At 62.9% G+C, this 19,304-nt stretch carries 18 protein-coding genes; 11 read left to right on the top strand and 7 right to left on the bottom strand.

Annotated elements, in window-relative coordinates; translation table 11 throughout:
* Positions 1-102 precede the first annotated feature (102 nt).
* From EJ075_RS07210 to dhaK, 9 genes are read left to right on the top strand one after another with little or no spacing between them, the layout of a single operon-like run.
* Complete coding sequence (locus EJ075_RS07210) at positions 103-306, top strand: hypothetical protein (protein WP_126103877.1); 204 nt, start codon at positions 103-105, stop codon at positions 304-306.
* Between the two features lie 3 nt (positions 307-309).
* Positions 310-1,422, top strand: a complete 1,113-nt coding sequence (locus EJ075_RS07215; RefSeq protein ID WP_126103878.1) for an ABC transporter ATP-binding protein — start codon at positions 310-312, stop codon at positions 1,420-1,422.
* Positions 1,415-2,434 carry an ABC transporter ATP-binding protein gene (locus tag EJ075_RS07220; RefSeq protein WP_126103879.1) on the top strand — a complete coding sequence of 340 codons (1,020 nt, stop codon included), beginning with the start codon at positions 1,415-1,417 and terminating at the stop codon, positions 2,432-2,434. The genes EJ075_RS07215 and EJ075_RS07220 overlap by 8 nt, the downstream gene beginning before the upstream one ends.
* 29 nt (positions 2,435-2,463) lie before the next feature.
* Positions 2,464-3,066 carry a dihydroxyacetone kinase subunit DhaL gene (gene dhaL / locus EJ075_RS07225; RefSeq protein WP_126107266.1) on the top strand — a complete coding sequence of 201 codons (603 nt, stop codon included), beginning with the start codon at positions 2,464-2,466 and terminating at the stop codon, positions 3,064-3,066.
* Positions 3,063-3,452 carry a dihydroxyacetone kinase phosphoryl donor subunit DhaM gene (dhaM, locus tag EJ075_RS07230; protein WP_027032790.1) on the top strand — a complete coding sequence of 130 codons (390 nt, stop codon included), beginning with the start codon at positions 3,063-3,065 and terminating at the stop codon, positions 3,450-3,452. The genes dhaL and dhaM overlap by 4 nt, the downstream gene beginning before the upstream one ends.
* 21 nt (positions 3,453-3,473) lie before the next feature.
* The gene (locus tag EJ075_RS07235) at positions 3,474-3,776 is read left to right on the top strand and encodes an HPr family phosphocarrier protein (protein ID WP_095485040.1); all 303 of its coding nucleotides are present in this window, start codon (positions 3,474-3,476) and stop codon (positions 3,774-3,776) included.
* The gene (gene ptsP / locus EJ075_RS07240; protein WP_126103880.1) at positions 3,760-5,346 is read left to right on the top strand and encodes a phosphoenolpyruvate--protein phosphotransferase; all 1,587 of its coding nucleotides are present in this window, start codon (positions 3,760-3,762) and stop codon (positions 5,344-5,346) included. The genes EJ075_RS07235 and ptsP overlap by 17 nt, the downstream gene beginning before the upstream one ends.
* Before the next feature lie 8 nt (positions 5,347-5,354).
* Complete coding sequence (locus EJ075_RS07245; protein WP_095484299.1) at positions 5,355-5,780, top strand: hypothetical protein; 426 nt, start codon at positions 5,355-5,357, stop codon at positions 5,778-5,780.
* Between the two features lie 34 nt (positions 5,781-5,814).
* A complete protein-coding gene (dhaK, locus tag EJ075_RS07250; RefSeq protein ID WP_126103881.1) occupies positions 5,815-6,801 on the top strand; it encodes a dihydroxyacetone kinase subunit DhaK in 987 nt (328 codons plus the stop codon).
* Between the two features lie 375 nt (positions 6,802-7,176).
* On the opposite strand, the gene EJ075_RS07255 is transcribed toward dhaK, so the two are convergent.
* Positions 7,177-7,968, bottom strand: a complete 792-nt coding sequence (locus tag EJ075_RS07255; protein WP_126103882.1) for a DUF2259 domain-containing protein — start codon at positions 7,966-7,968, stop codon at positions 7,177-7,179.
* Positions 7,969-8,113: 145 nt separating this feature from the next.
* Between EJ075_RS07255 and EJ075_RS07260 the strand changes: the two genes are divergently transcribed.
* Positions 8,114-10,021 (top strand): propionyl-CoA synthetase, encoded by a 1,908-nt coding sequence (locus EJ075_RS07260; RefSeq protein ID WP_126103883.1) that lies wholly within the window; start codon positions 8,114-8,116, stop codon positions 10,019-10,021.
* A gap of 100 nt (positions 10,022-10,121) precedes the next feature.
* Positions 10,122-11,201: an acyltransferase gene (locus tag EJ075_RS07265; protein WP_095484301.1), complete on the top strand. Its 1,080-nt coding sequence runs from the start codon at positions 10,122-10,124 to the stop codon at positions 11,199-11,201.
* A gap of 308 nt (positions 11,202-11,509) precedes the next feature.
* Here EJ075_RS07265 and EJ075_RS07270 read toward each other — a convergent pair whose 3' ends face one another.
* The 6 genes from EJ075_RS07270 to EJ075_RS07295 all read right to left on the bottom strand — a co-directional run bounded on the left by EJ075_RS07270 (position 11,510) and on the right by EJ075_RS07295 (position 19,213).
* Positions 11,510-13,882: a polysaccharide biosynthesis tyrosine autokinase gene (locus EJ075_RS07270; RefSeq protein WP_126103884.1), complete on the bottom strand. Its 2,373-nt coding sequence runs from the start codon at positions 13,880-13,882 to the stop codon at positions 11,510-11,512.
* 272 nt (positions 13,883-14,154) lie between these two features.
* Positions 14,155-15,051, bottom strand: a complete 897-nt coding sequence (locus EJ075_RS07275) for a UTP--glucose-1-phosphate uridylyltransferase (protein WP_095484303.1) — start codon at positions 15,049-15,051, stop codon at positions 14,155-14,157.
* A 57-nt stretch (positions 15,052-15,108) separates the two neighbouring features.
* Positions 15,109-16,077, bottom strand: coding sequence for a glycosyltransferase family 2 protein (locus EJ075_RS07280; protein ID WP_245458117.1), 969 nt, complete (start codon positions 16,075-16,077; stop codon positions 15,109-15,111).
* Positions 16,067-17,017, bottom strand: a complete 951-nt coding sequence (locus EJ075_RS07285; RefSeq protein ID WP_126103886.1) for a glycosyltransferase — start codon at positions 17,015-17,017, stop codon at positions 16,067-16,069. The genes EJ075_RS07280 and EJ075_RS07285 overlap by 11 nt, the downstream gene beginning before the upstream one ends.
* Positions 17,017-18,015, bottom strand: coding sequence for a glycosyltransferase family 2 protein (locus EJ075_RS07290; protein ID WP_126103887.1), 999 nt, complete (start codon positions 18,013-18,015; stop codon positions 17,017-17,019). Before EJ075_RS07290 ends, EJ075_RS07285 begins: the two co-directional genes overlap by 1 nt.
* Before the next feature lie 25 nt (positions 18,016-18,040).
* The gene (locus EJ075_RS07295; RefSeq protein WP_095484307.1) at positions 18,041-19,213 is read right to left on the bottom strand and encodes a glycosyl transferase family 1; all 1,173 of its coding nucleotides are present in this window, start codon (positions 19,211-19,213) and stop codon (positions 18,041-18,043) included.
* Positions 19,214-19,304: the final 91 nt, after the last annotated feature.

Here is a 19,304-nt window from a genome sequence, read left to right on the forward strand (position 1 = left end):
CTCCGGAGGGGGGAGAGGTGGCGCTGCGAAGCAGCGGCGGAGTGGGGGAACCACCTGGCAACCGCCTCGCCCCGTGAACGGGAAGAAGGAAGGGAGTGGAGCATGACGCGTCCTGTTGCTCCCATAAGACCATCATGGCCGCGCGCGCTCCGCCGCGGGCTGATGGAAAACATCGCCACCGCGATCATCGCCATGGGCTTCCTGATGCTGTTTCAGCCCTTCGCGCTGTCGCTCTACACGTACTCCTTCGTCACCATGCTGGCCGGCACGGCGATGTTCATCATCGTCTCGAAGTTTCCGGAGTAGACGATGGCTGAAATCCGCGTTGAGCATCTGAGGAAGGCATTCGGCGATTTCGTCGCCGTGCAGGATTCCAACTTCGTCGTCGGGAATGGCGAGTTCTTCGTCATGCTGGGGCCGTCGGGTTGCGGCAAGACGACGACGTTGCGCATGATTGCCGGGCTCGAACTGCCGACCGGCGGCAAGATCCTGCTTGGCGGCGAGGACGTCACCATGCGACGTGCCCGCGAGCGCGACATCGCCTTCGTCTTTCAGCTGTTCGCGCTCTATCCGCACATGAATGTGCGTAAGAACATCGGCTTCCCGTTGCTGGCGCAGGGCATGCCCGGCATCGAAATCCGCCAGCGCGTCGAAGAGACGGCGAAGCTGTTGCGCATCGACCATCTGCTCAACAAATCGGTCTCCGGCCTTGCCGGCGGTGATCGCCAGCGCGTCGCGCTCGGCCGCGCCATCGTGCGGCGGCCAAAATGCTTCCTGATGGACGAGCCGCTCGGCACGCTCGACACCGAATTCCGCGATCTCATGGTCCATGAGCTGCGCGAACTGCACAACCGCATCCGCGCCACCACGGTCTACGTCACGCATGACCAGATGGAAGCGATGTCGATGGCCGACAAGATCGCGGTTATGAACCACGGCGTCATCGAACAGTTCGGCACCCCGCGCGAAATCTACGACCGGCCGGCTACCATGTTCGTCGCCGATTTCATCGGCTCGCCGCCGATGAATTTTCTCGGCTTCGGCGGCGGGCTTTCAAAGGGTGCCAGGGAGATAGTAGTGCAAGGTGCCAAGGTGGCGGTGCCGGAGGTGCGCGAGGACATCGCGCCGGCCGACATGGCGCTCGGCATCCGACCGGAACACATCCGCTTCGACGACGCGTCGAAGCTGCGTGGCGCCATCTATGGCACCGAATATCTCGGCACCACGCAGATCGTTGCGGTGGAGACATCCGGCGGCATCATCAAGGCGCGGGTGCCGGCCGAAATTCGGCTCAATGCGGGCGACCATGTCGGCCTGGCGCTGAGCAGCGCACGGCTGTCGCTGTTCGAGAGGGGCTCCGGCCGCGCGGTGCGAACCGCAATCCATGACGGGGCTTCCCAGGGAAGAGCACATCATGGCTGACGTGCAGATCAAAGGCGTGACCAAGAGCTTCGGCGAACATGTCGCCGTTGACACTCTCGATCTGCATGTCGCCGATGGCGAATTCGTCGTGCTGCTCGGCCCGACCGGCGCCGGTAAGACGACCACGCTGCGGCTGATCGCCGGATTGGAACGGCCGGATATGGGCTCGATCCATATCGGCGGCCGCGATGCAACAATGTTGTCGCCGGCCGAGCGCGACACCGCCTTCGTCTTCCAGCAATATTCGCTCTATCCGCATCTGTCGGTCTACGACAATCTGGCCTTTCCGCTGCGCTCGCCTGCGCGGCGGCTGGGAGAGGACGCGGTGCGCCGCGGCGTCGAGGAAGTGGCCAAGATGGTGCGTATCCACCACAAGCTGAACAACCGCTCCACCAAGCTTTCCGGCGGCGAGATGCAGCGCGTCGCCATCGGGCGCGCCCTGGTGCGCAAGCCCTCGATCTATCTGATGGACGAGCCGCTGTCGTCGCTCGATGCCAAGCTGCGCGCCGACCTCCGGCTCGAGCTGAAGCGCATCCAGGCCGAGCTCGGCGCCACCATGCTTTATGTCACGCACGACCAGATCGAAGCGATGACGATGGCCGATCGCATCGGCATTCTCGCCGACGGCGTGCTGGTGCAGATCGGCACGCCACGCACCATCTACTCGGAGCCGGCAAACCTTCATGTCGCCGCAAGGCTCGGCCAGCCGGCAATCAATCTGTTGCCGACGGGCCTGCTGCCGGATGGCGACATGCCGGCGGGAACCAAAACGATCGGCGCGCGTACAGAACATCTGTCGATCGGCAAGGCATCGAATGGCCCCGCCGACGGCGTTGTTAACTGGGTCGAGCATTTGGGCGACCAGAACCACCTGCATGTGACGGTGGGAAGCAGAAAGCTGGTGACGCTGACCGACCCCGACATCCAACTGGAAAAGGGCGACAGGGTGATTATCCGCTACCGGGCGCCGCTGTTCTTCGACCAAGCCGGCAACAGGATTGCAAACCGATGAGCGCTGGGACGCTGGACAAGACTGGGACGATGGACAAGGTTGACCTGAAGACGCTGATATCCGTCACCGCCGACACGATTGCCGCCCACGCGGACGAACTGACCGCGCTCGACCAGGCGATCGGCGATGGCGACCATGGCCTGAACATGAAGCGCGGCTTCGAGGCAGTGCGGGCGGAGGCCGAGAGGTTTGCTGCAAAGCCATTGCCGGAGGCGCTGAAGGCGATCGGCACCAAGCTGGTGATGACGGTGGGCGGGGCATCGGGACCGCTGTTCGGGACGCTGTTCATGGCGCTCGGCAAGGAGACTTCCGCAGAGCCGGATCGCGCCAATCTGGCTACGGCTTTCGGCAAGGCAATCGAGGCGGTGGCAGCGAGGGGCAAGTCGCAAGTCGGGCAAAAGACCATGCTCGACGTGCTGCAGCCGGTGCATGACGCCCTGCTGCAGGGAAAGACCGGGGCGGAAATCGCCGATGTCGCGGACCGTGCAGCCGATGCCACCGTGCCGATGAAGGCATTGCGCGGACGCGCTTCGTTCCTTGGCGACCGCTCGATCGGCCATATGGATGCCGGCGGGCGCTCGGTCGCGCTTCTGGTGCGGGCTGTCACTGAGACCATCGGGGAGCAAGCATGAGCAATGTCGGCATCGTTATCGTGTCGCATTCACCGCTGGTCGCCGAAGGCACGGCGGACATGGTGCGCCAGATGGTTGGCGACGAAGTGCCGCTTGCATGGTGCGGCGGAAACGGCCATGGCGGGCTGGGGACCAATGTCGAGGCGATCATGAGCGCCATCGACAAAGCCTGGTCGGAGGCGGGTGTCGCCATACTTGTCGATCTCGGCGGCGCCGAGACCAACAGCGAGATGGCGGTCGAGATGATCGGCGAGCCGCGCGCGCAGAAGATCATCGTCTGCAATGCGCCGATCGTCGAGGGCGCGGTGATGGCGGCGACGGAAGCTTCCGGCGGCGCTTCGCTCAGGGAAGTGGTGGCGACGGCACACGAATTATCGCCATCGTGAATGAACAGGAATTTTGACTCAATGTCCGCATCCGCAGAAGCCACCGTCCTGATCACCCACGAGGTGGGCCTGCATGCGCGCCCTTCGGTGAAGTTCACCAAGCTCGCCAAGACATTTTCGGCCGATGTCGAAGTTGCGCTCGCCGCCAACGGACCTTGGTTCGATGCCAAGAGCATCGTCAAGGTGATGGCGGCCAAGGCGCCGAAAGGGACGGTTCTGCATATCCGAGCGAGGGGTGACGGCGCCGGCGAGGCGGTCGGCGCGCTGGCCGAGCTGGTGCGGCGCGATTTCGACGAGGGCGTGGACCATGCCCGAACCGCTTAGGCTGAAGGGGATTTCGGCCTCGGCCGGCTATGCCGAGGGGCCGCTGTTCAACCTCGACCCGGTTGCCGCGCGCTATGCCGGCAAGGCAACGGCTGCTGAAGAGAAGGCTGCGCTCGATACGGCAATCGGTATTGCGACAGGCAGGCTCACCGCGCTGATCGAAGCGAGTGAAGGCGATGCAGCCGACATTCTCGAATTCCAGATCGCCATGCTGGAGGACGATGCGCTGACCGGCCCGGCCTTTGCCGCGATTGCCGCCGGCCAGCCAGCCGATGCGGCATGGCGGCAGGCACTGGATGCCGAGATCGCAGGCTACGAAACGTCGGATCAGGATTACTTCCGCGCACGCGCGGCCGACATGCGCGACATCAGAGACCAGGTGCTGCGCGCGCTGACCGAGGACAGCGAGGCAGCTGCGCCGGCGGGAGCCATTTTCTATGGCGAGGACATCGCTCCGACGCGCTTTCTCGAAACCAACTGGAGTTCCGGCGGCGGCATCGCGCTGAAAGCCGGCAGTGCCGCCAGCCATGTCGCCATGCTGGCGCGCTCGCGCGGCGTGCCAATGATCGTGGGGCTTGGTGCTTCGCCGGCTCATCTTGCCGGCATCGCACTGCTCGACGCCGAGCATGGCGGCATCGTGCTTTCGCCATCGAAGGCCGAGATCGAAGCTTTCCGCCGGTCTTCGTCGTCGTTCACGGCCCGTCGCGACAAGGCACAGACCTATCTGGAGAGGCCGGCGGTGACAAAAGCCGGCACAGCGGTGCGCGTGCAGGTCAACATCGCCGATCCATCCGATGTCGACGGCATCGATATCTCGACCTGTGACGGCATCGGGCTGATGCGCACCGAATTCCTGTTCGGCAAGACGCTGCCCGACGAGGAGACGCAATATTGCGCCTACCGCAAGGTGCTGGAATGGGCGGGCGAAAAGCCGGTGACCATCCGCACCGTCGATGCCGGCGGCGACAAGCCGGTGCCAGGCTTCACCGTGGACGAGGGCAATCCGTTTCTCGGCCTGCGCGGCATCAGGCTGTCGCTGGCGCGACCGGAGGTCTTTCGCGTGCAGATCCGGGCCCTGTTGCGCGCCGCCGTGCATGGCAATCTCAAGGTGATGTTTCCCATGATCGCCGTGGCGGACGAGTACGAACGTGCCGTCGCGCTATTTACGGAAGAACAGGCTGGTCTCGTGGCGCGCGGCGTCGCGCAAAAAATGCCGCCGCTCGGCATCATGGTCGAGGTGCCGTCGGTTGCGATCGCGCCGGAAGCGTTTGCCAACGTCGCCTTCTTCTCGATCGGCTCGAATGACCTGACCCAGTATGTGATGGCGGCGGCGCGTGACAATGCTTTCGTCGCCCATCTGAATTCCGTCCGGCACCCGGCCGTGCTCCGGCTGATCGCCTCGGTTGCCGCCTTCGGCCGCGCGCAAAGGATTCCGGTCAGCCTGTGCGGCGACGCCGGTGGCGATCCAGCGTCGATCCCGGCGCTGCTTGAGGCCGGCCTGCGCGACCTTTCGGTGGTTCCCGCTCAGCTCGCCATGGCCAAGGCGGCCATCGCGGACGTATCGATCTAGGCGCTGGCATGGCCGACAAGACACCTGAACCCGGCTCCGAAGAGGCGATCCGCGCTTACAAGACCATCCTGTCGCAGGTGATCGACCAGCGCCCGTCCGGCATGCGCCAGCGCCTCGCCGACGCGCTCGGCAAGCACCGCAGCTTCGTCACGCAGATTTCCAGCCCGGCCTATTCGATCCCGATCCCGTCAAAACATTTGCCGGCTATTTTCTCCGTCTGCCATTTCAGCCCGGCCGAACGCGACCATTTTCTTGCTGCCTACCACCAGGCGCATCCGGGAAAAATGTCGGTGGCGTCAGGCATGCGAAAGACGCGGCATGTCTCGCTGATCGTTCCCGATTTCGGTGACGACAAGCAGAACGCAGCACTCGACCGGGCAGTCAACGATTTCATCCAGAAGATCACCAGCATAGCCGGCAAGGGCGGGACATAGTCGCGCCGCGCCTGGCCATTTCGGGAGGACGGTCATGAAGAAATTTCTGAATTCGGTCGACACGGTGCTGACCGAAAGCCTCGATGGTTTCGTCGCCGCCCATGCCGACATCCTTGTGCTTGGCGACGAGCATAAATTCGTGCGCCGCAAGGCGCTGAAGCCCGGCAAGGTGGCGCTGATTTCCGGCGGTGGCTCTGGCCACGAACCGCTGCATGGCGGGCTGGTCGGGCATGGCATGCTGGATGCCGCCTGCCCCGGCCAGGTGTTCACCTCGCCAACACCGGACCAGATGATGGCCGCGGTAGAAGCCGTCAACACCGGCGCCGGCTGCCTGTTCATCGTCAAGAACTACGAGGGCGATGTGATGAATTTCGACATGGCCGCCGAAATGTCGGAGGGCGTCGTGCAGATGGTGACCAATGACGATGTCGCGGTCGAGAACTCGTCCTACACCACCGGCCGGCGCGGCGTCGCCGGCACGCTGGTGGTCGAGAAGATCGTCGGCGCCGCGGCCGAGCAAGGCATGGCGCTGAAGCCATTGAAGGCGCTTGGCGAACGCGTCAATGGCGCGACGCGCTCTATGGGCGTGGCGCTGACCAGTTGCACCGTGCCGGCGGCCGGCAAGCCGACCTTCGATATCGGCGACGGCGAGATGGAGTTCGGCGTCGGCATTCATGGTGAGCCCGGCCGCCGCCGCGACACGTTGAAGAGCGCCGATGCCATCGCCGAGGAGATCTGCGCGGCAATCCTGGGCGATCTGGGCGAGAAGGCGAAAGGCCCGGCGCTGCTCTTCATCAACGGTTTCGGCGGCACGCCGCTGATGGAGCTTTACCTGATGTACAACAGCGCCCGGAATATCTTCGAGAACAACGGCGTGACGGTCACCCGCTCACTGGTCGGGTCCTATGCGACATCGCTCGACATGGCCGGCTGCTCGATCACGCTGACGATGCTCGACGACGAGACGACCGCGCTGTGGGACGCACCGGTGCATACGGCTGCGCTGCGCTGGGGGATGTAGCGCGGCCAACACGGCGCTGCCGCTTACCATCAAAAAGCAAGCCCGCTTCGATCTGCGAAGCGGGACTTTGCAAAGACGCCCCCAAAAATAGTCGGTGACAACATTCTCATGCGCCACGCCGAGCATTGTCAGTTTAGGCACAATGTTGCTTTGTTTACCTTTGGTAAGGTAAGGAATTCGGCGGGTTTTGGGGGCAGAACATGCGTTACAATTGGGATCGGGCTCCGACGGGTTTCGAACGTCACCGAAAGGCGCTCGCTGCCGCTTTGCTGATCGCTGGTGGGGTCGGACTCGTGCTTGCGGCGCTGCCGCTCTAGAACCAGTCCGAGAGGCGCAGTCGAGATCCCGCCGAGATGCCTGGGCGTAAGCGGGCTTTCAACGCGCCTGTCCGGTCACGGCGATAAAGCGGCGGTCCCGTCCTTCAAATCCCTGACTGAAGCGTTGCACGAGCACGGCTAGCACTGCCGATTTGCCATCTGGGGCGAACGCATAGGATTCCGACAGGCTGTAGGAGGTCGGGCAATTCCTCGAGCCGGGCACGGCTTTGTCCTCATGCAGCAGCTTGAACGGCTTGCCGTCCTGTCCCTGCAGCGTCAGGCGGAAACCGAGCGCCTTGCCGGCCGTGGCGCCTTGCTGCGTCCCGTCGAAACTTGACGAGCAATCCGTCGTGCTCTCGGCTAGGGCCTGGTCGAGCTGGATGGTCGAGATGCCAAGCTCGTCATAGCTCGGCGAAAGCCATTTCTGCGAAACCTGCTCCAGGCGCGCAATGTCTTGGTAACCGATCATGTCGTCGGGAAAGGTGAATTTGTCCACGGCCGTCCGTTCGCCGCGCGGCGCGATGGCATATCGGGCGAGCAGAGGTGCCGCCTGCGCGGCTGCCTGTGCTCTCGCCTGCTCCAGGGTGAGCGTCGCCTCTTCCGACTCGTCGACGATGTGGATGGGCTTGCCGCCGACGAACTCAGCGGTGCGCGTGTCGATGATGTCGATCTCCGACCAGCCCGAATCCGAAACACCTGCATCGAGCGTGCCATATTGCTCGAAGGCGAAATAGTTGCCGTCCGGCGAAAAGCCGATAATGCGCCTCGCCGCCGCATCGCCGGCCTGAGCGGCGGAAGCGACCGTCAACAGCACAGCCGCCAACACGGCAACCTCGCATCGCGACTTCATTGCGCCTTGCCCCCCATTATGACCCTAGACCATCATGCCGCGTTTTGCGGCCAAGGCGAGGTCGCCAAAAGACGAAATTGCACATGCTTGCAAAAACAGCATACGCTATTTCAAAGACAGCAAACATTCCTGGGGAGGAAGCTGGATGGCGTCACGCTACCACGAGGTCTATGACAGCTGGAAACGCGATCCGGAGAAATTCTGGGCGGATGCGGCCAAAGCCATCGACTGGTTCTCACCCTACGACAACGTGTTCGATCCGAATGCCGGCGTCTACGGGCGCTGGTTTGGCGGCGCCTCCTGCAACACCTGCTTCAACGCCGTTGACCGTCACGTGACGGGTGGCCGCGCCGATCAGATCGCGCTGATCCATGACAGCGCGATTTCAGGCACGATCAAGAAATTCACCTATGCCGAACTGAAGCGCGAGGTGGTCGCGCTGACATCGGTGCTGAAGAACCGCGGCATCCAAAAAGGCGATCGGGTCATCATCTACATGCCGATGGTGCCGGAAGCGGCCTTCGCCATGCTTGCCTGCGCCCGCATCGGCGCCGTGCATTCGGTGGTCTTCGGCGGCTTTGCCTCGCACGAACTCGCCACGCGCATCGACGACGCCAAGCCGAAGCTGATCATCTCCGCCTCTTGCGGCCTGGAGCCTGGGCGCGTCGTCGCCTACAAGCCGCTGCTCGACAAGGCGATCGAGACGTCGCGGCACAAGCCCGACGCCTGCCTCATCCTGCAGCGCGACCAGCTGCGCTGCGAGCTCAGGGAAAACCATGACATCGACTATGCCGACGCCGTCGCCCGCGAGCGGGCCGCGGGCGCCAATGTCGACTGCGTTCCGGTGCTCGCCACCGACCCGCTCTACATCATCTACACGTCCGGAACGACGGGCCAGCCCAAGGGCATCGTGCGCGACAATGGCGGCCACATGGTTGCGCTGAAATGGTCGATGGAGAACGAGTTCGGCGTCAAGCCGGGAGAGGTGTTCTGGGCGGCTTCCGACGTCGGCTGGGTGGTCGGCCATTCCTATATCGTCTACGGCCCGCTGCTGCATGGCTGCACGACCGTCATGTTCGAGGGCAAGCCGGTCGGCACGCCCGACGCCGGCACCTACTGGCGGGTGATATCAGAGCATGGCGTGGTCGCGCTGTTCACCGCGCCGACCGCCTTCCGCGCCATCAAGGGACAGGATCCCAAGGGTGAATTCGTCCCGAAATACGACCTCTCGAAATTCCGCACGCTGTTCCTCGCCGGCGAGCGCGCCGATCCGGAAACCATCAAATGGGCGGAGCAGAAGTTGCACGTGCCGGTGATCGATCATTGGTGGCAGACCGAGACCGGCTCGCCGATGACGATCAACCCGGCCGGACTGGGCCTGTTGCCGGTGAAATACGGCTCGCCCGGCGTGCCGATGCCCGGCTACGACATCCGCGTGCTCGACGATGGAGGTCATGAGGTCGAGCGCGGCACGCTGGGCAATGTCGTGGTCAAGCTGCCGCTGCCGGCCGGCTGCCTGCCGACGCTGTGGAATGCCGATGACCGGTTTCGCCAAGCCTATCTCGACGAATTCCCCGGCTTCTACAAGACGGCGGATGCCGGCATGATGGACGAGGATGGCTATTTGTTCGTCATGGCCCGAACCGACGACATCATCAATGTCGCCGGCCACCGGCTGTCGACCGGCGCCATGGAGGAGGTGCTGGCCGCGCATCCGGACGTTGCCGAATGCGCCGTCATCGGCATCGCCGATCAGATGAAGGGCCAGGTTCCGCTCGGCTTCGTCGTGCTGAATGCGGGTGTCGACCGCGATACCGGCACTATCGAGACCGAGGTGGTCACCCTGGTGCGCGAGCGCATCGGCCCGGTCGCCGCCTTCAAGACGGTGGTGACGATCAAGCGCCTGCCAAAGACGCGCTCCGGCAAAATCCTGCGCGGCACCATGCAAAAGATTGCCGACAAGGAAGAATGGACTATGCCGGCGACCATCGACGATCCGGTCATTCTCGACGAAATCACCGCAGTGCTGAAGGGACGCGGGATCGGCCTGTAAAGACATCTGGCCATCGACAGCGCGCCGGTAGCCAATTGGCTATTGTGCAATGCAGCAAATCGCCATACAGTTTTGCCGGGGCGCCCACCGACGATACGGCATGGCTCAGCAAAAAACCACATTTGGCGGCGTCGACATTCTTCGATTTCTCGCCGCCGTCCTCGTGATGTTCTACCACTACGGTTACTGGGTGTGGGCCTTTCCCGCCGGCGTTTCGGCACGGGCCACCGGCGGCATCCCGCCGCATCCGGAACTGGAGATGCTCGGCTCCGGATGGGTCGGCGTACAGGTGTTTTTCGTCATCAGCGGCTTCGTCATCGCCTTCAGCGCCGAAAACTCAACCCCCTTGCGGTTTTTCGAGGCAAGGGTGAAGCGGCTGGCGCCGGCGGTCTGGATCTGCGCGCCGGTCACTGCGGCGGTGCTGCTCCTCGTCGGCCTCAGCTGGCCGACGGATGCCGTGAACCGGCTCGTTCGCACGGCATTGTTCGTTCCCTACTCCCCCTGGGTCGACAGCGTCTATTGGACGCTCGGCATCGAGATTGCCTTTTACGCCGTCGTCTGGACCTTGCTGTGGCTGGGCCGCTTCCATCTGATGGAGGTCGTGGCCATTGTGATCGGCATGGTCAGCACGCTCTTCTGGTGCCTGTATTATCCGCTCGACTGGTCGGCCTTTGCCGAGACGCGTTGGCTCGCCCTGCTGCTGGTGCATCATGGGTGCTTCTTTGCGACGGGCGTCATGATCTGGCTGATGCGCTTCAAGGCGGTGACGCCTTTCCGTCTTGTCCTCTGCGCGCTGTTTCTCGTCGGCTGCGTCCTCCAGATCGCCAGTTCGGTCGATGTTCACACCGTGAAGGTCGAAGAGCAGATGCCATACGCGCCACCGATCGTCTTCTTCCTCGTTGCCATCGCCCTGATGGCATGGTCGTTGCGGCTCGACCTCTCCTGGCGCGGCTGGCGCCGGATCGGCCTGATGACCTACCCTCTCTATCTGATCCACGATGTCGTCGGCGCTGCCATTCTCGGCGCCCTGATGCGTGCGGGAGTGCCATATCTGCTTTCGGTGGTCATCGTCGGGGCGACCATGGTCGCCGCGAGCTGGCTGATTGCGATCGAGGCCGAACCGCGAATCCGGCTTCTGCTCGACCACACCATCTTCCGCTATCGTCTCAAGGCGGCGTAACCGCCGGCGTGTCACGCCGGTTCGTGGCTGCAAACGTGCTGCTGTGGAATGTGCGGCGCGAAGCATGGTGCCCACGCTCTTTGCAAGTGATGAGCCCTCTCTCTACCGTGTCGACCGGTCGCGGCGCGGGTCAAGCGAGGCGATCGACCCACGCATAGGACATCATTCCCGTCGACACTGTCGCTTCATGCCCAGCCGCCGATCATTGCCTTGCTCGAGGGCATCCGTGTTCGCTCACGCCGCATCAGCCAGCATCGGCCTCGCCGCACAGGACGACGATCCGCTCAACATCCATTCCTATACGGGCCTCAGGTATTTGCCTTCGTCCGCGCTTCCGATTTTTCCAGATAGTAGCTCGAATACCTGTCGAAAAATTTCTCCGAGCCGCCGATCGATCCATACTTCGCCAGCTTCTTCAGATCGACCTTGTTCAACACCACGCCGACGATCTTGTTGGCGATGTAGGATTCCGAACTCAGTATGGATTGCACCATCGCGCGCGGCGTGCGCCCCCACTCGGTCACGAGCACGAAGCCGTCGGCAAGCGGAGCAAAGGCCTTGGCATCGACCACGGGGCCGAGCGGCGGCAGATCGACGACGATGTACTCGAAGGTTTCCTTGGCGTTGTCGATGAAACGTCGCATCCCGGCCGACGACAGAAGCTCGCTTGTGTGGGAGAAATGACCGCGCGGGACGGCCGGGACGATCGCCAGCTTGGTCTGTCGGTCGATCTTGCCGACGGACTGCCAGGTCTGCCCGCTCACCACCGCTTCCATCAGGCCTTGCTCGGCCTCCATGCCAAGGCTGCGGCTGAGGCCGGGGTTGCGCAGGTCGCCGTCCACCAGCAGCGTTTTGGAGCCGTTGGCGGCAAGCAGTCCGGCCAGATTCGCCGCCACGGTCGATTTGCCCTCGCCGGGAAGGACCGAGATCACGCCGATGACCCGGCTGCCTTGCCCTTCCAATACGACGTCGAAGGCAATCTTGGCGCTGCGGAGCGTTTCGGAAAACATCGATGCCGGGGCGTCGATGCTGACCCGCATGCGCGCGCGTCTTTCGGCGGCCGACGGTGATTGGGCGGTTTTGACATCCGCCTGACCGTCATCGTTCTTGGCGACCTTGCTGCCAATGACTGGCAGGTAGCCGAGGAATTTGAGGCCGACGCGATCGCGAACGTCCTCACCGGTCCTGAAGAACCGTTCCCTGAATTCGTTCAGGCCACCGACCCCGGCCCCCATCATCAGGCCAAGCACAAGCGAAAGTCCCAGCACGATGGACGTGCGCGGCGTTGCCGCCGACTGCGGCAGCGTTGCGTCCGAGATGACGCGGATCTTGCCGACCGGGAAGGATTGCTGCTGGGAGGCTTCCTCGTACCGGCCAAGGAACGTCTGATAGAGTGTCGAGAGCGCCGTTGCCTTCTGTTCCAGTTCGCGCAGCTTGACCTGCGACTGGTTGTCGATGGAACTCTTGCCGGCCGCTAACGCGACATTTGCGCGGAGCGCCGTTTCGCGCGCGAGAGCGACTTCGTATTCGTTGCGGTAGCTTTCGGTCAATTGCTTCAGCTCGCCGAAAATCTGCGCCGATATGTCGGCCTTTTCCTTGGCAAGTGCGACCGCCTGGGGATGCTCGGCGCCGAAATTGGCTTCGACGTCCTGCTGCCGCTTGGCAACAGTGAGATAGCGGGTCTTGAGCGTTGAAATGACCGAGTTGCTGGGCTGGTCGGCGGATATGGCGGCATCCCTGAATGCGTTGTCCGAACCGCTTTCGACGATCGACTTGTATTGTTGGTAGCGGGCGCTGGCGCGGGCGGTATCGGCCTGCGCCTCAATGAGCTGGCCATTGAGGTCGCCCAATTGCTTGTCGCTGATCAACTGGCCGTCGTTGACGGCCAATCCATGTTCGGCCCTGAACTTCTCGACGGCGAGCGCCGCTGCCTGCGAACTTTCGCGAAGCTCCGTCAGCCGGCCTTGCAGCCAGACCGCCGCTCGCTCGGTCGCATCGAAGCTCGCATCAAGCTGATCGGCGAGATAGGCGTCGGCATAGGCTTTGGTGACCGCGGTCGCAAGCACTGGATCCGTCGCTTGATAGGCGATGGAGATCACATAGCTTCGTCCGATGCGCTCGGCTTGCACTTCGTTCTGCAGTTTGAGGATTGCGTAATCACGGCGTGACGAGGCGATCATCGCGTCACGCGTGGCCGGATCAAGCTGAGCAACGTCGGTGGTGCCCACGGCGGGGTTGGGACGGAAGTACCGGATCACACCGCGCACAAAGCCGGCGGCCTTCGACGCTGCCGACGTCGGAGGGTACAAGAAAGCGTCGTTCTGATCGAGCTTCTGCTTGTCGACGACCACCGCCGCCAGCCTCGCCGAGTGGAGAATTTCGATCTGGCTCAGAATGGCGGAATCGGTCTGCATGCTGACCGACGCCGCGGAAACCTCGTCGACAACTTTGTTCAAGCCTTCGTCGATCAGAACGCGGCTCGTTGCCATGTAGGTGGGAGGCGTGGTCTGCAAATAAAGCACGCCCAGAAAAAGACCGATGGCGGCGCATGCCGCGACAACCTTTGCCTGCCTTGCTGCCATGGCGAGCAGGCGCTCGACGTCGATGAAATCTTCGGCGTTTACTGCGTCCGAACTCGGCAATGGCTTCCTCTTGTCGAGAGGAAAATTGGCATAATTCATCTTCGGTCCAATTCTAGTTTGCATCTAGAGCGGCGGTCCCTCAAGTCGAACTGTGCCGCCGCTCTATCTCTTGTTTGAGCACCGGATTTTTCCAAAACCAGTCTCCAGTTTTGGGTCCGATGCTCTAGTTTGCAGGCGCTAGAGCAAGATGGGGGGCATCAGCATAAGTGCAACGCAAGCTTCATGCCGGACACCGCGAAAACCCGGGCGGCCAAACATATCGGCGTGTCTTGCGTCACCATTCATACGCTAATGCTCCCCAAAAATGGGCTTTATGCGGCTTCCACCCGGCGCTCATGCGACCGGACGAACTCCTGAAGCATCTCGAAGATCGGCCCCTTCATGTCGTCACGCGCGAGCGCGAAGGCGACATTGGCCTGGATGAACCCTTCTTTCGAGCCGCAGTCGAACATCCGGCCGTTGAAGGGCTGGGCGAAGAAAGCCTGGCTCTGCGCAAGGCGGACCATGGCGTCGGTCAGCTGGATTTCGTTGCCGGCGCCGCGCTGCTGATTGCCGAGCAGCGCGAATATCTCAGGCTGCAGGATGTAGCGGCCGTTGATGTAGTAGTTCGACGGCGCATTGGCGGGAGCCGGCTTTTCGACCATGGCGGTCACCTCGAAGCCCGAGCCGACATCCGCGCCGCAGCCGACGATGCCGTATTTGCTGGTTTCGGTCGGGTCGCAGCGCTCGACGGCGATGACGTTTCCGCCGGTCTGCGCATAGAGATCGGCAATTTCGGCGAGACATCCGCGACCGCCGAAGGACACCATGTCCGGCAACAGCAATGCGAAAGGCTCATCGCCGATGACCTCCCGGGCGCACCATACCGCATGGCCGAGACCTTGCGGCGACTGCTGCCGGATGAAGCTCGTCGCACCAGCCACGGGAAGCAGGCTTTCCAGCGCCTGAAGCTGCGCTGTCTTGCCGGTCTGCTCCAAAGTCCCGATCAATTCGGGATGCAGGTCGAAATAATCCTCGATGACCGCCTTGTTGCGGCCCGTCACGAAGACAATGTGCTCGATGCCGGCTTCGAACGCCTCATCCACCGCATATTGCACGACAGGCCTGTCGACGACCGGCAGCATTTCCTTCGGCATCGATTTGGTCGCCGGCAGGAATCGCGTTCCAAGCCCCGCTACCGGTATGACTGCCTTCCTGACTTTCTTCATCGCATATTCCTTCTGAGGAGATCGACTTCAACTGTCGCAGGCCGCGAAAACTGTTTTTCACCTGCCTGCACCTTTCACCTCCCCCGCCCCCACGGCAAATTGCGCCGCCACCCTTCGCAGCCGGACGGCGATCGGCATGCCCATATGCCGAACCGCCGCCGGATCGCTGAGCGCCGTCCACACCGCCTTGAGCGGGGACCGCGCCTTGATGTGCTGGACCAGCGACAGGAACGACGCCGCCTTGCGCAGGCTGCGCGTACGCCTCGCGAAAGCGGCCTCGGCCTTTGCGTCCATCGAATGAGTTCTGGCGAAAACGAGATCGGCCTTGCGCATCGCCTCGACGTGATGAAGTTCGAGCACGCGGGAAATGGAGCCGGTGCGGATATGGTAGACATAGCCCGTCGTCGGTTCGACGACGCATTTGCCGCCCTTGGCCAGAGCACTGGCCAGCAGGATGTAATCTTCGCCGATGATCAGGCCTTCGTCATAGCGAAGCCCGTTTTCGTTCAAGAAACGTCGCTGGAAGATCGGCTTGAGATAGCCGAGATTGAATCTCGATTCGAAGACCACATTGCCGGCGATAAAATCCGCCAGCGAGATTTCACTCAAGCCCTCCAGATAGTCGGCAGGGAACATCGTCTCTTCGGCAACGCCGTCCTCGCGAACGACCTGGAGATTGTCGACCGCGATCTCGGCGCCCGCTTTCTCCGCGCGGTCAATCATGGTGCAGATTCGCCCGGGATAAACCGCGTCGTCGGAATCGAGGACCGCGACCCATCTGCCGCGGGCAAGCTCAAGGCCGGCATTCCTGGCGCCACCGGGGCCACGGTTTTGCTCAAGTGCGACAACACGCACGATGTCTTCTGGGTAGGATCGCGCCAGATCGAGCGTCCGGTCGCGCGACTGGTCGTCGACGACGATGATTTCGACGCTGACATCACGCTGGGCGATGGCGCTGGCGATCGCCCGCTCGATGGTCAGTTCCGCATTGTAGGCGGCAATGACAAAGGTGACGTCAGGCTGCACGTTTGTCCCCTTCCTGCGGCGAGGGCAGGCCATACTGGCGGATTTCACGCACACCGACGAGCCCGCTCACGACGCCGACATGCATGATGCCGCGAAGCACGCTGCGGTTCCTGCGCACGGGATTGATGGCGACCGGGATTGCCGATGCGAAACAATAGACCGCCTTTGCCGAGGCGAGGCCGACTTGCCTGACCAATGCGAGGCCGCGTGCGTCGCGACCCATGAGATGCCCATGCGTCTGCCCGACGCGGAACCGCCGGCGACGGAGCCAGTCGAATGCGGCCCTGGCGCGCGGTACCACTTCGTCGACCCAGGCCTGCGGCGAAAAAGCGATGCGGCCGCCGGCTTTGACCATATGGTCGAAGAACTCGGTGTCCTCGCCGCCGGTCTGGCCACGCGCGAGGCTGAACCGCCGACCGCGGAGGCTGTCGGCGCCCATCCTGAGCAGAACGTTGCAGGTGTAGCCGGTGCGGATTTCGCCGCGCACCCAGACGGGCAAGGTGGAGTGGAAATCGCCGCGACGCATCCAGTCGGGCGCGTCCGGCCGATAGCGTGCCCGCACCGGTCCGAGCACGGCGGCGGCGCCACTCGCTTCCGCCGTCGCAACCAGTTCGGCGAGCCATTTGGAAGATGCCGTTTCGTCGTCGTCGAGAAAGGCGACGAAATCCGACGTGCTGGCGTCAAGGCAGGCGTTGCGGGCGATCGAGATGTTGCGCGCCGGACAATGACGATAGCTGATCGGCAGCTTCAACGTCTCCGCCAGCGTCGCCACCAGCAGTTCGGCCGTCGGGCCGTCATCATTGTCGGCGACGATGACGCGGATGTCGAACCCCGAAGGCACATCCAGGGCGGCAATGGAGCGGAGCGCGTCGGCAAGCTCCGGCCGCCGAAACGTGCAGACGCAGATATCTATGCTGCGGTTTTTTTCGGCCACACCCATCACGCTACCCTCCTACGCTGCGATCGCGGTCCAAGCAGTTGCAGCCAGAAGCCTACGGACCAGCCGAAATGCATGACCATCGCCGAAATCCCGGCAAGCGCACTGTCCGGATTGCGCTGGCTGATGGCGGTCCATACGCCATAGCCGAGGCAAACCGACGCCCACACCAGAAGCGGCACGACCGCCAGCCAATGCACGAAGAAAAAGGCAGAGAGAAGGACGACGGGAAACACCAGAAGCGGCACCATCTGCCGGACCTTCGGTATCATGCGGTGCTTGAGAACGTTCTTTGCCCGGCCGCGGCCATAGCCGAGATACTGGAAATAGAGGCCGGCGAGCGACGAGCGCGGGTAATAGATCATTTGCGTCTTGCCGCTCATCCAGATCCGGCAGCCGGCCTGACGGAGCCGGTAGTCGAGTTCCGCATCCTCGTTGTGGCTGAATGTCTCGTCATACCCGCCCACCGCCTTGAAGGCCGATATCCGCATCAGCGCATGATGGCCGTGATCGACCCACTCGCCAGCCGAGAGATGCCGGTGCTTGGAGCCGCCCGTGCCGAGCTTGGAATTCTGTGCAGCCGCCACCGCTTTCTGCACCGTGCCGCTGCCGCTGGTCAGCATGGAGACGACGACCGAATCCGCGCCGGTGGCCAGCGCCTCCTCGACCAGCTGATCGCAATAGTCCAGGGGATAGCCGCCATGCGCATCGATGCGAATGAGATACTCAGCCCCTTCGCCGTAACTGGCAACGGCGAGATTGATCGCCGCGCTCTGGAGGCGCTTTTCATTGTGAAGAAGGATGATCCGCGGGTCCTTCCCGGCGATCTCCTCCACGATCGCCCTTGTGGCGTCCGTGCTGCCGCCATCGGCAACGACGATCCGGGCACCGAGCCTCTCGGCTGCTGGTCGAAGCTGGTCAACAAGCGCGCCGATGTGAGCCGCTTCGTTCAGGCACGGAATCACGATCAGGCTGGGCGCAAGCATTTCGGTTTGCGTCATTGGCCCATGTCCATCCCTAGCCATCCTAAGCCAGTGCCTCGGCGGCATATGGACCGGGCACGGCCGTCAACCCGCGAAGCTTCTCGACGAGCGCTCGGCAATCGCTGCGATCATGGCTCCAGGTTCGCGGATTGCGGGCAAGAACACACGCCCGCAATTTCCCGAAACGATGCTGCTCCATATCGCCCAAGGCGGCTTCGAGCGCCTCAGGCGTGGCTTTAGGCAAAAGAACGCCGATACCCTGTCGGTCGAGAAACCGGCCGGTTTCGGTGTTGCCCATCGAGATCGGCACCGCGCCGAAGCGGCAGCCCTCATAGAGGCGGTTGGGCAGCAGCCATTCGGAATTCAGCCCCTGCTCGAAAAAGTCGATGGCCCAGGAAAAATGAACCTCGCGGTAGATCGTCGCCATGTCCTCGGGGTTCCGATAGGGCCCGCCAAACGAGAGCCAGGGCTCGGATTCGACGAAACCGTGAAAATCCGGAAATTCGGAAAGCGCCGGACGGCCTCTGAGGATGATTTCGAAGCGCCCCTCGAGCCGTCGGGAAAATTCGGCCAGAAGCTCCAGGGAGCGGCGGCACCGGAGTGCGCCGAACCAGCCGATCCGCCAAGGCGGAGCGACGGGGGCCTCCGCCACTGTGCGATCATCCAGCAAAACCGCGGCAGGCTCGAAATATTTGTTTTCGAGCAGTTCGACCGGCGCGGCAATCTGCCCGAACGGCTTGAAATAGTTGGCGATGAAAGCCGGCGAACTGGTCACCAGGAGCTTTACATCCCTGGCCAGATAGCGTTCGGCGCCGCGCATCGCCTTGCCCAGAAAGTCGTCGCGAAGCACCAGGCGATGGATATCGAGACACTCATAGACGATCGGCACCGTTGCCTGGAACGCCGATCTGGCACGGCGGGCAAGCGCCAGCATTTCCAGATTGCGCGCGATGATGAGGTCGGGTCTTGGCATCGAACCGAGTTTCGAGACGATCGAGACCGCCGCCTTTGTGACCGCTGCCAGGCGCTGGCCGAATCGGCCGTCGCGCGTCGCGCCAAGATCGATCGGCTGCAAGCCCTCGACTTCGGCGATTGGGCTTGCTGTCCGACGGAAGCCCGCCAGTGTGACCTGGGCGCCGCCTGCCTTGAGCATTATGATCCGCCGGCGCACTGCCGGGTCGGAGACGTCGTGTACCAAGTACAAGACATGCAGCATGAAAATTCGACCGCTGTTGGCCCGCCCGCAAGAATCCTAGTACAGCTCGTGCTGCATCGCAACATTTTTGGTGCAGCGTAGCAAAAATCCA

It is taken from the genome of Mesorhizobium sp. M6A.T.Cr.TU.016.01.1.1 (assembly GCF_003952585.1).
Taxonomy (GTDB): Bacteria; Pseudomonadota; Alphaproteobacteria; order Rhizobiales; family Rhizobiaceae; genus Mesorhizobium; species Mesorhizobium mediterraneum.

What these genes read in the sequence shown, in the direction of transcription:
- EJ075_RS07210 (WP_126103877.1), top strand. Translation starts at nt 103, where the DNA reads ATGACGCGTCCTGTTGCTCCCATAAGACCATCATGGCCGCGCGCGCTC.
- EJ075_RS07215 (WP_126103878.1), top strand. Translation starts at nt 310, where the DNA reads ATGGCTGAAATCCGCGTTGAGCATCTGAGGAAGGCATTCGGCGATTTC.
- EJ075_RS07220 (WP_126103879.1), top strand. Translation starts at nt 1,415, where the DNA reads ATGGCTGACGTGCAGATCAAAGGCGTGACCAAGAGCTTCGGCGAACAT.
- dhaL (WP_126107266.1), top strand. Translation starts at nt 2,464, where the DNA reads ATGGACAAGGTTGACCTGAAGACGCTGATATCCGTCACCGCCGACACG.
- dhaM (WP_027032790.1), top strand. Translation starts at nt 3,063, where the DNA reads ATGAGCAATGTCGGCATCGTTATCGTGTCGCATTCACCGCTGGTCGCC.
- EJ075_RS07235 (WP_095485040.1), top strand. Translation starts at nt 3,474, where the DNA reads ATGTCCGCATCCGCAGAAGCCACCGTCCTGATCACCCACGAGGTGGGC.
- ptsP (WP_126103880.1), top strand. Translation starts at nt 3,760, where the DNA reads ATGCCCGAACCGCTTAGGCTGAAGGGGATTTCGGCCTCGGCCGGCTAT.
- EJ075_RS07245 (WP_095484299.1), top strand. Translation starts at nt 5,355, where the DNA reads ATGGCCGACAAGACACCTGAACCCGGCTCCGAAGAGGCGATCCGCGCT.
- dhaK (WP_126103881.1), top strand. Translation starts at nt 5,815, where the DNA reads ATGAAGAAATTTCTGAATTCGGTCGACACGGTGCTGACCGAAAGCCTC.
- EJ075_RS07255 (WP_126103882.1), bottom strand. Translation starts at nt 7,968, where the DNA reads ATGAAGTCGCGATGCGAGGTTGCCGTGTTGGCGGCTGTGCTGTTGACG.
- EJ075_RS07260 (WP_126103883.1), top strand. Translation starts at nt 8,114, where the DNA reads ATGGCGTCACGCTACCACGAGGTCTATGACAGCTGGAAACGCGATCCG.
- EJ075_RS07265 (WP_095484301.1), top strand. Translation starts at nt 10,122, where the DNA reads ATGGCTCAGCAAAAAACCACATTTGGCGGCGTCGACATTCTTCGATTT.
- EJ075_RS07270 (WP_126103884.1), bottom strand. Translation starts at nt 13,882, where the DNA reads ATGAATTATGCCAATTTTCCTCTCGACAAGAGGAAGCCATTGCCGAGT.
- EJ075_RS07275 (WP_095484303.1), bottom strand. Translation starts at nt 15,051, where the DNA reads ATGAAGAAAGTCAGGAAGGCAGTCATACCGGTAGCGGGGCTTGGAACG.
- EJ075_RS07285 (WP_126103886.1), bottom strand. Translation starts at nt 17,017, where the DNA reads ATGGGTGTGGCCGAAAAAAACCGCAGCATAGATATCTGCGTCTGCACG.
- EJ075_RS07290 (WP_126103887.1), bottom strand. Translation starts at nt 18,015, where the DNA reads ATGACGCAAACCGAAATGCTTGCGCCCAGCCTGATCGTGATTCCGTGC.
- EJ075_RS07295 (WP_095484307.1), bottom strand. Translation starts at nt 19,213, where the DNA reads ATGCTGCATGTCTTGTACTTGGTACACGACGTCTCCGACCCGGCAGTG.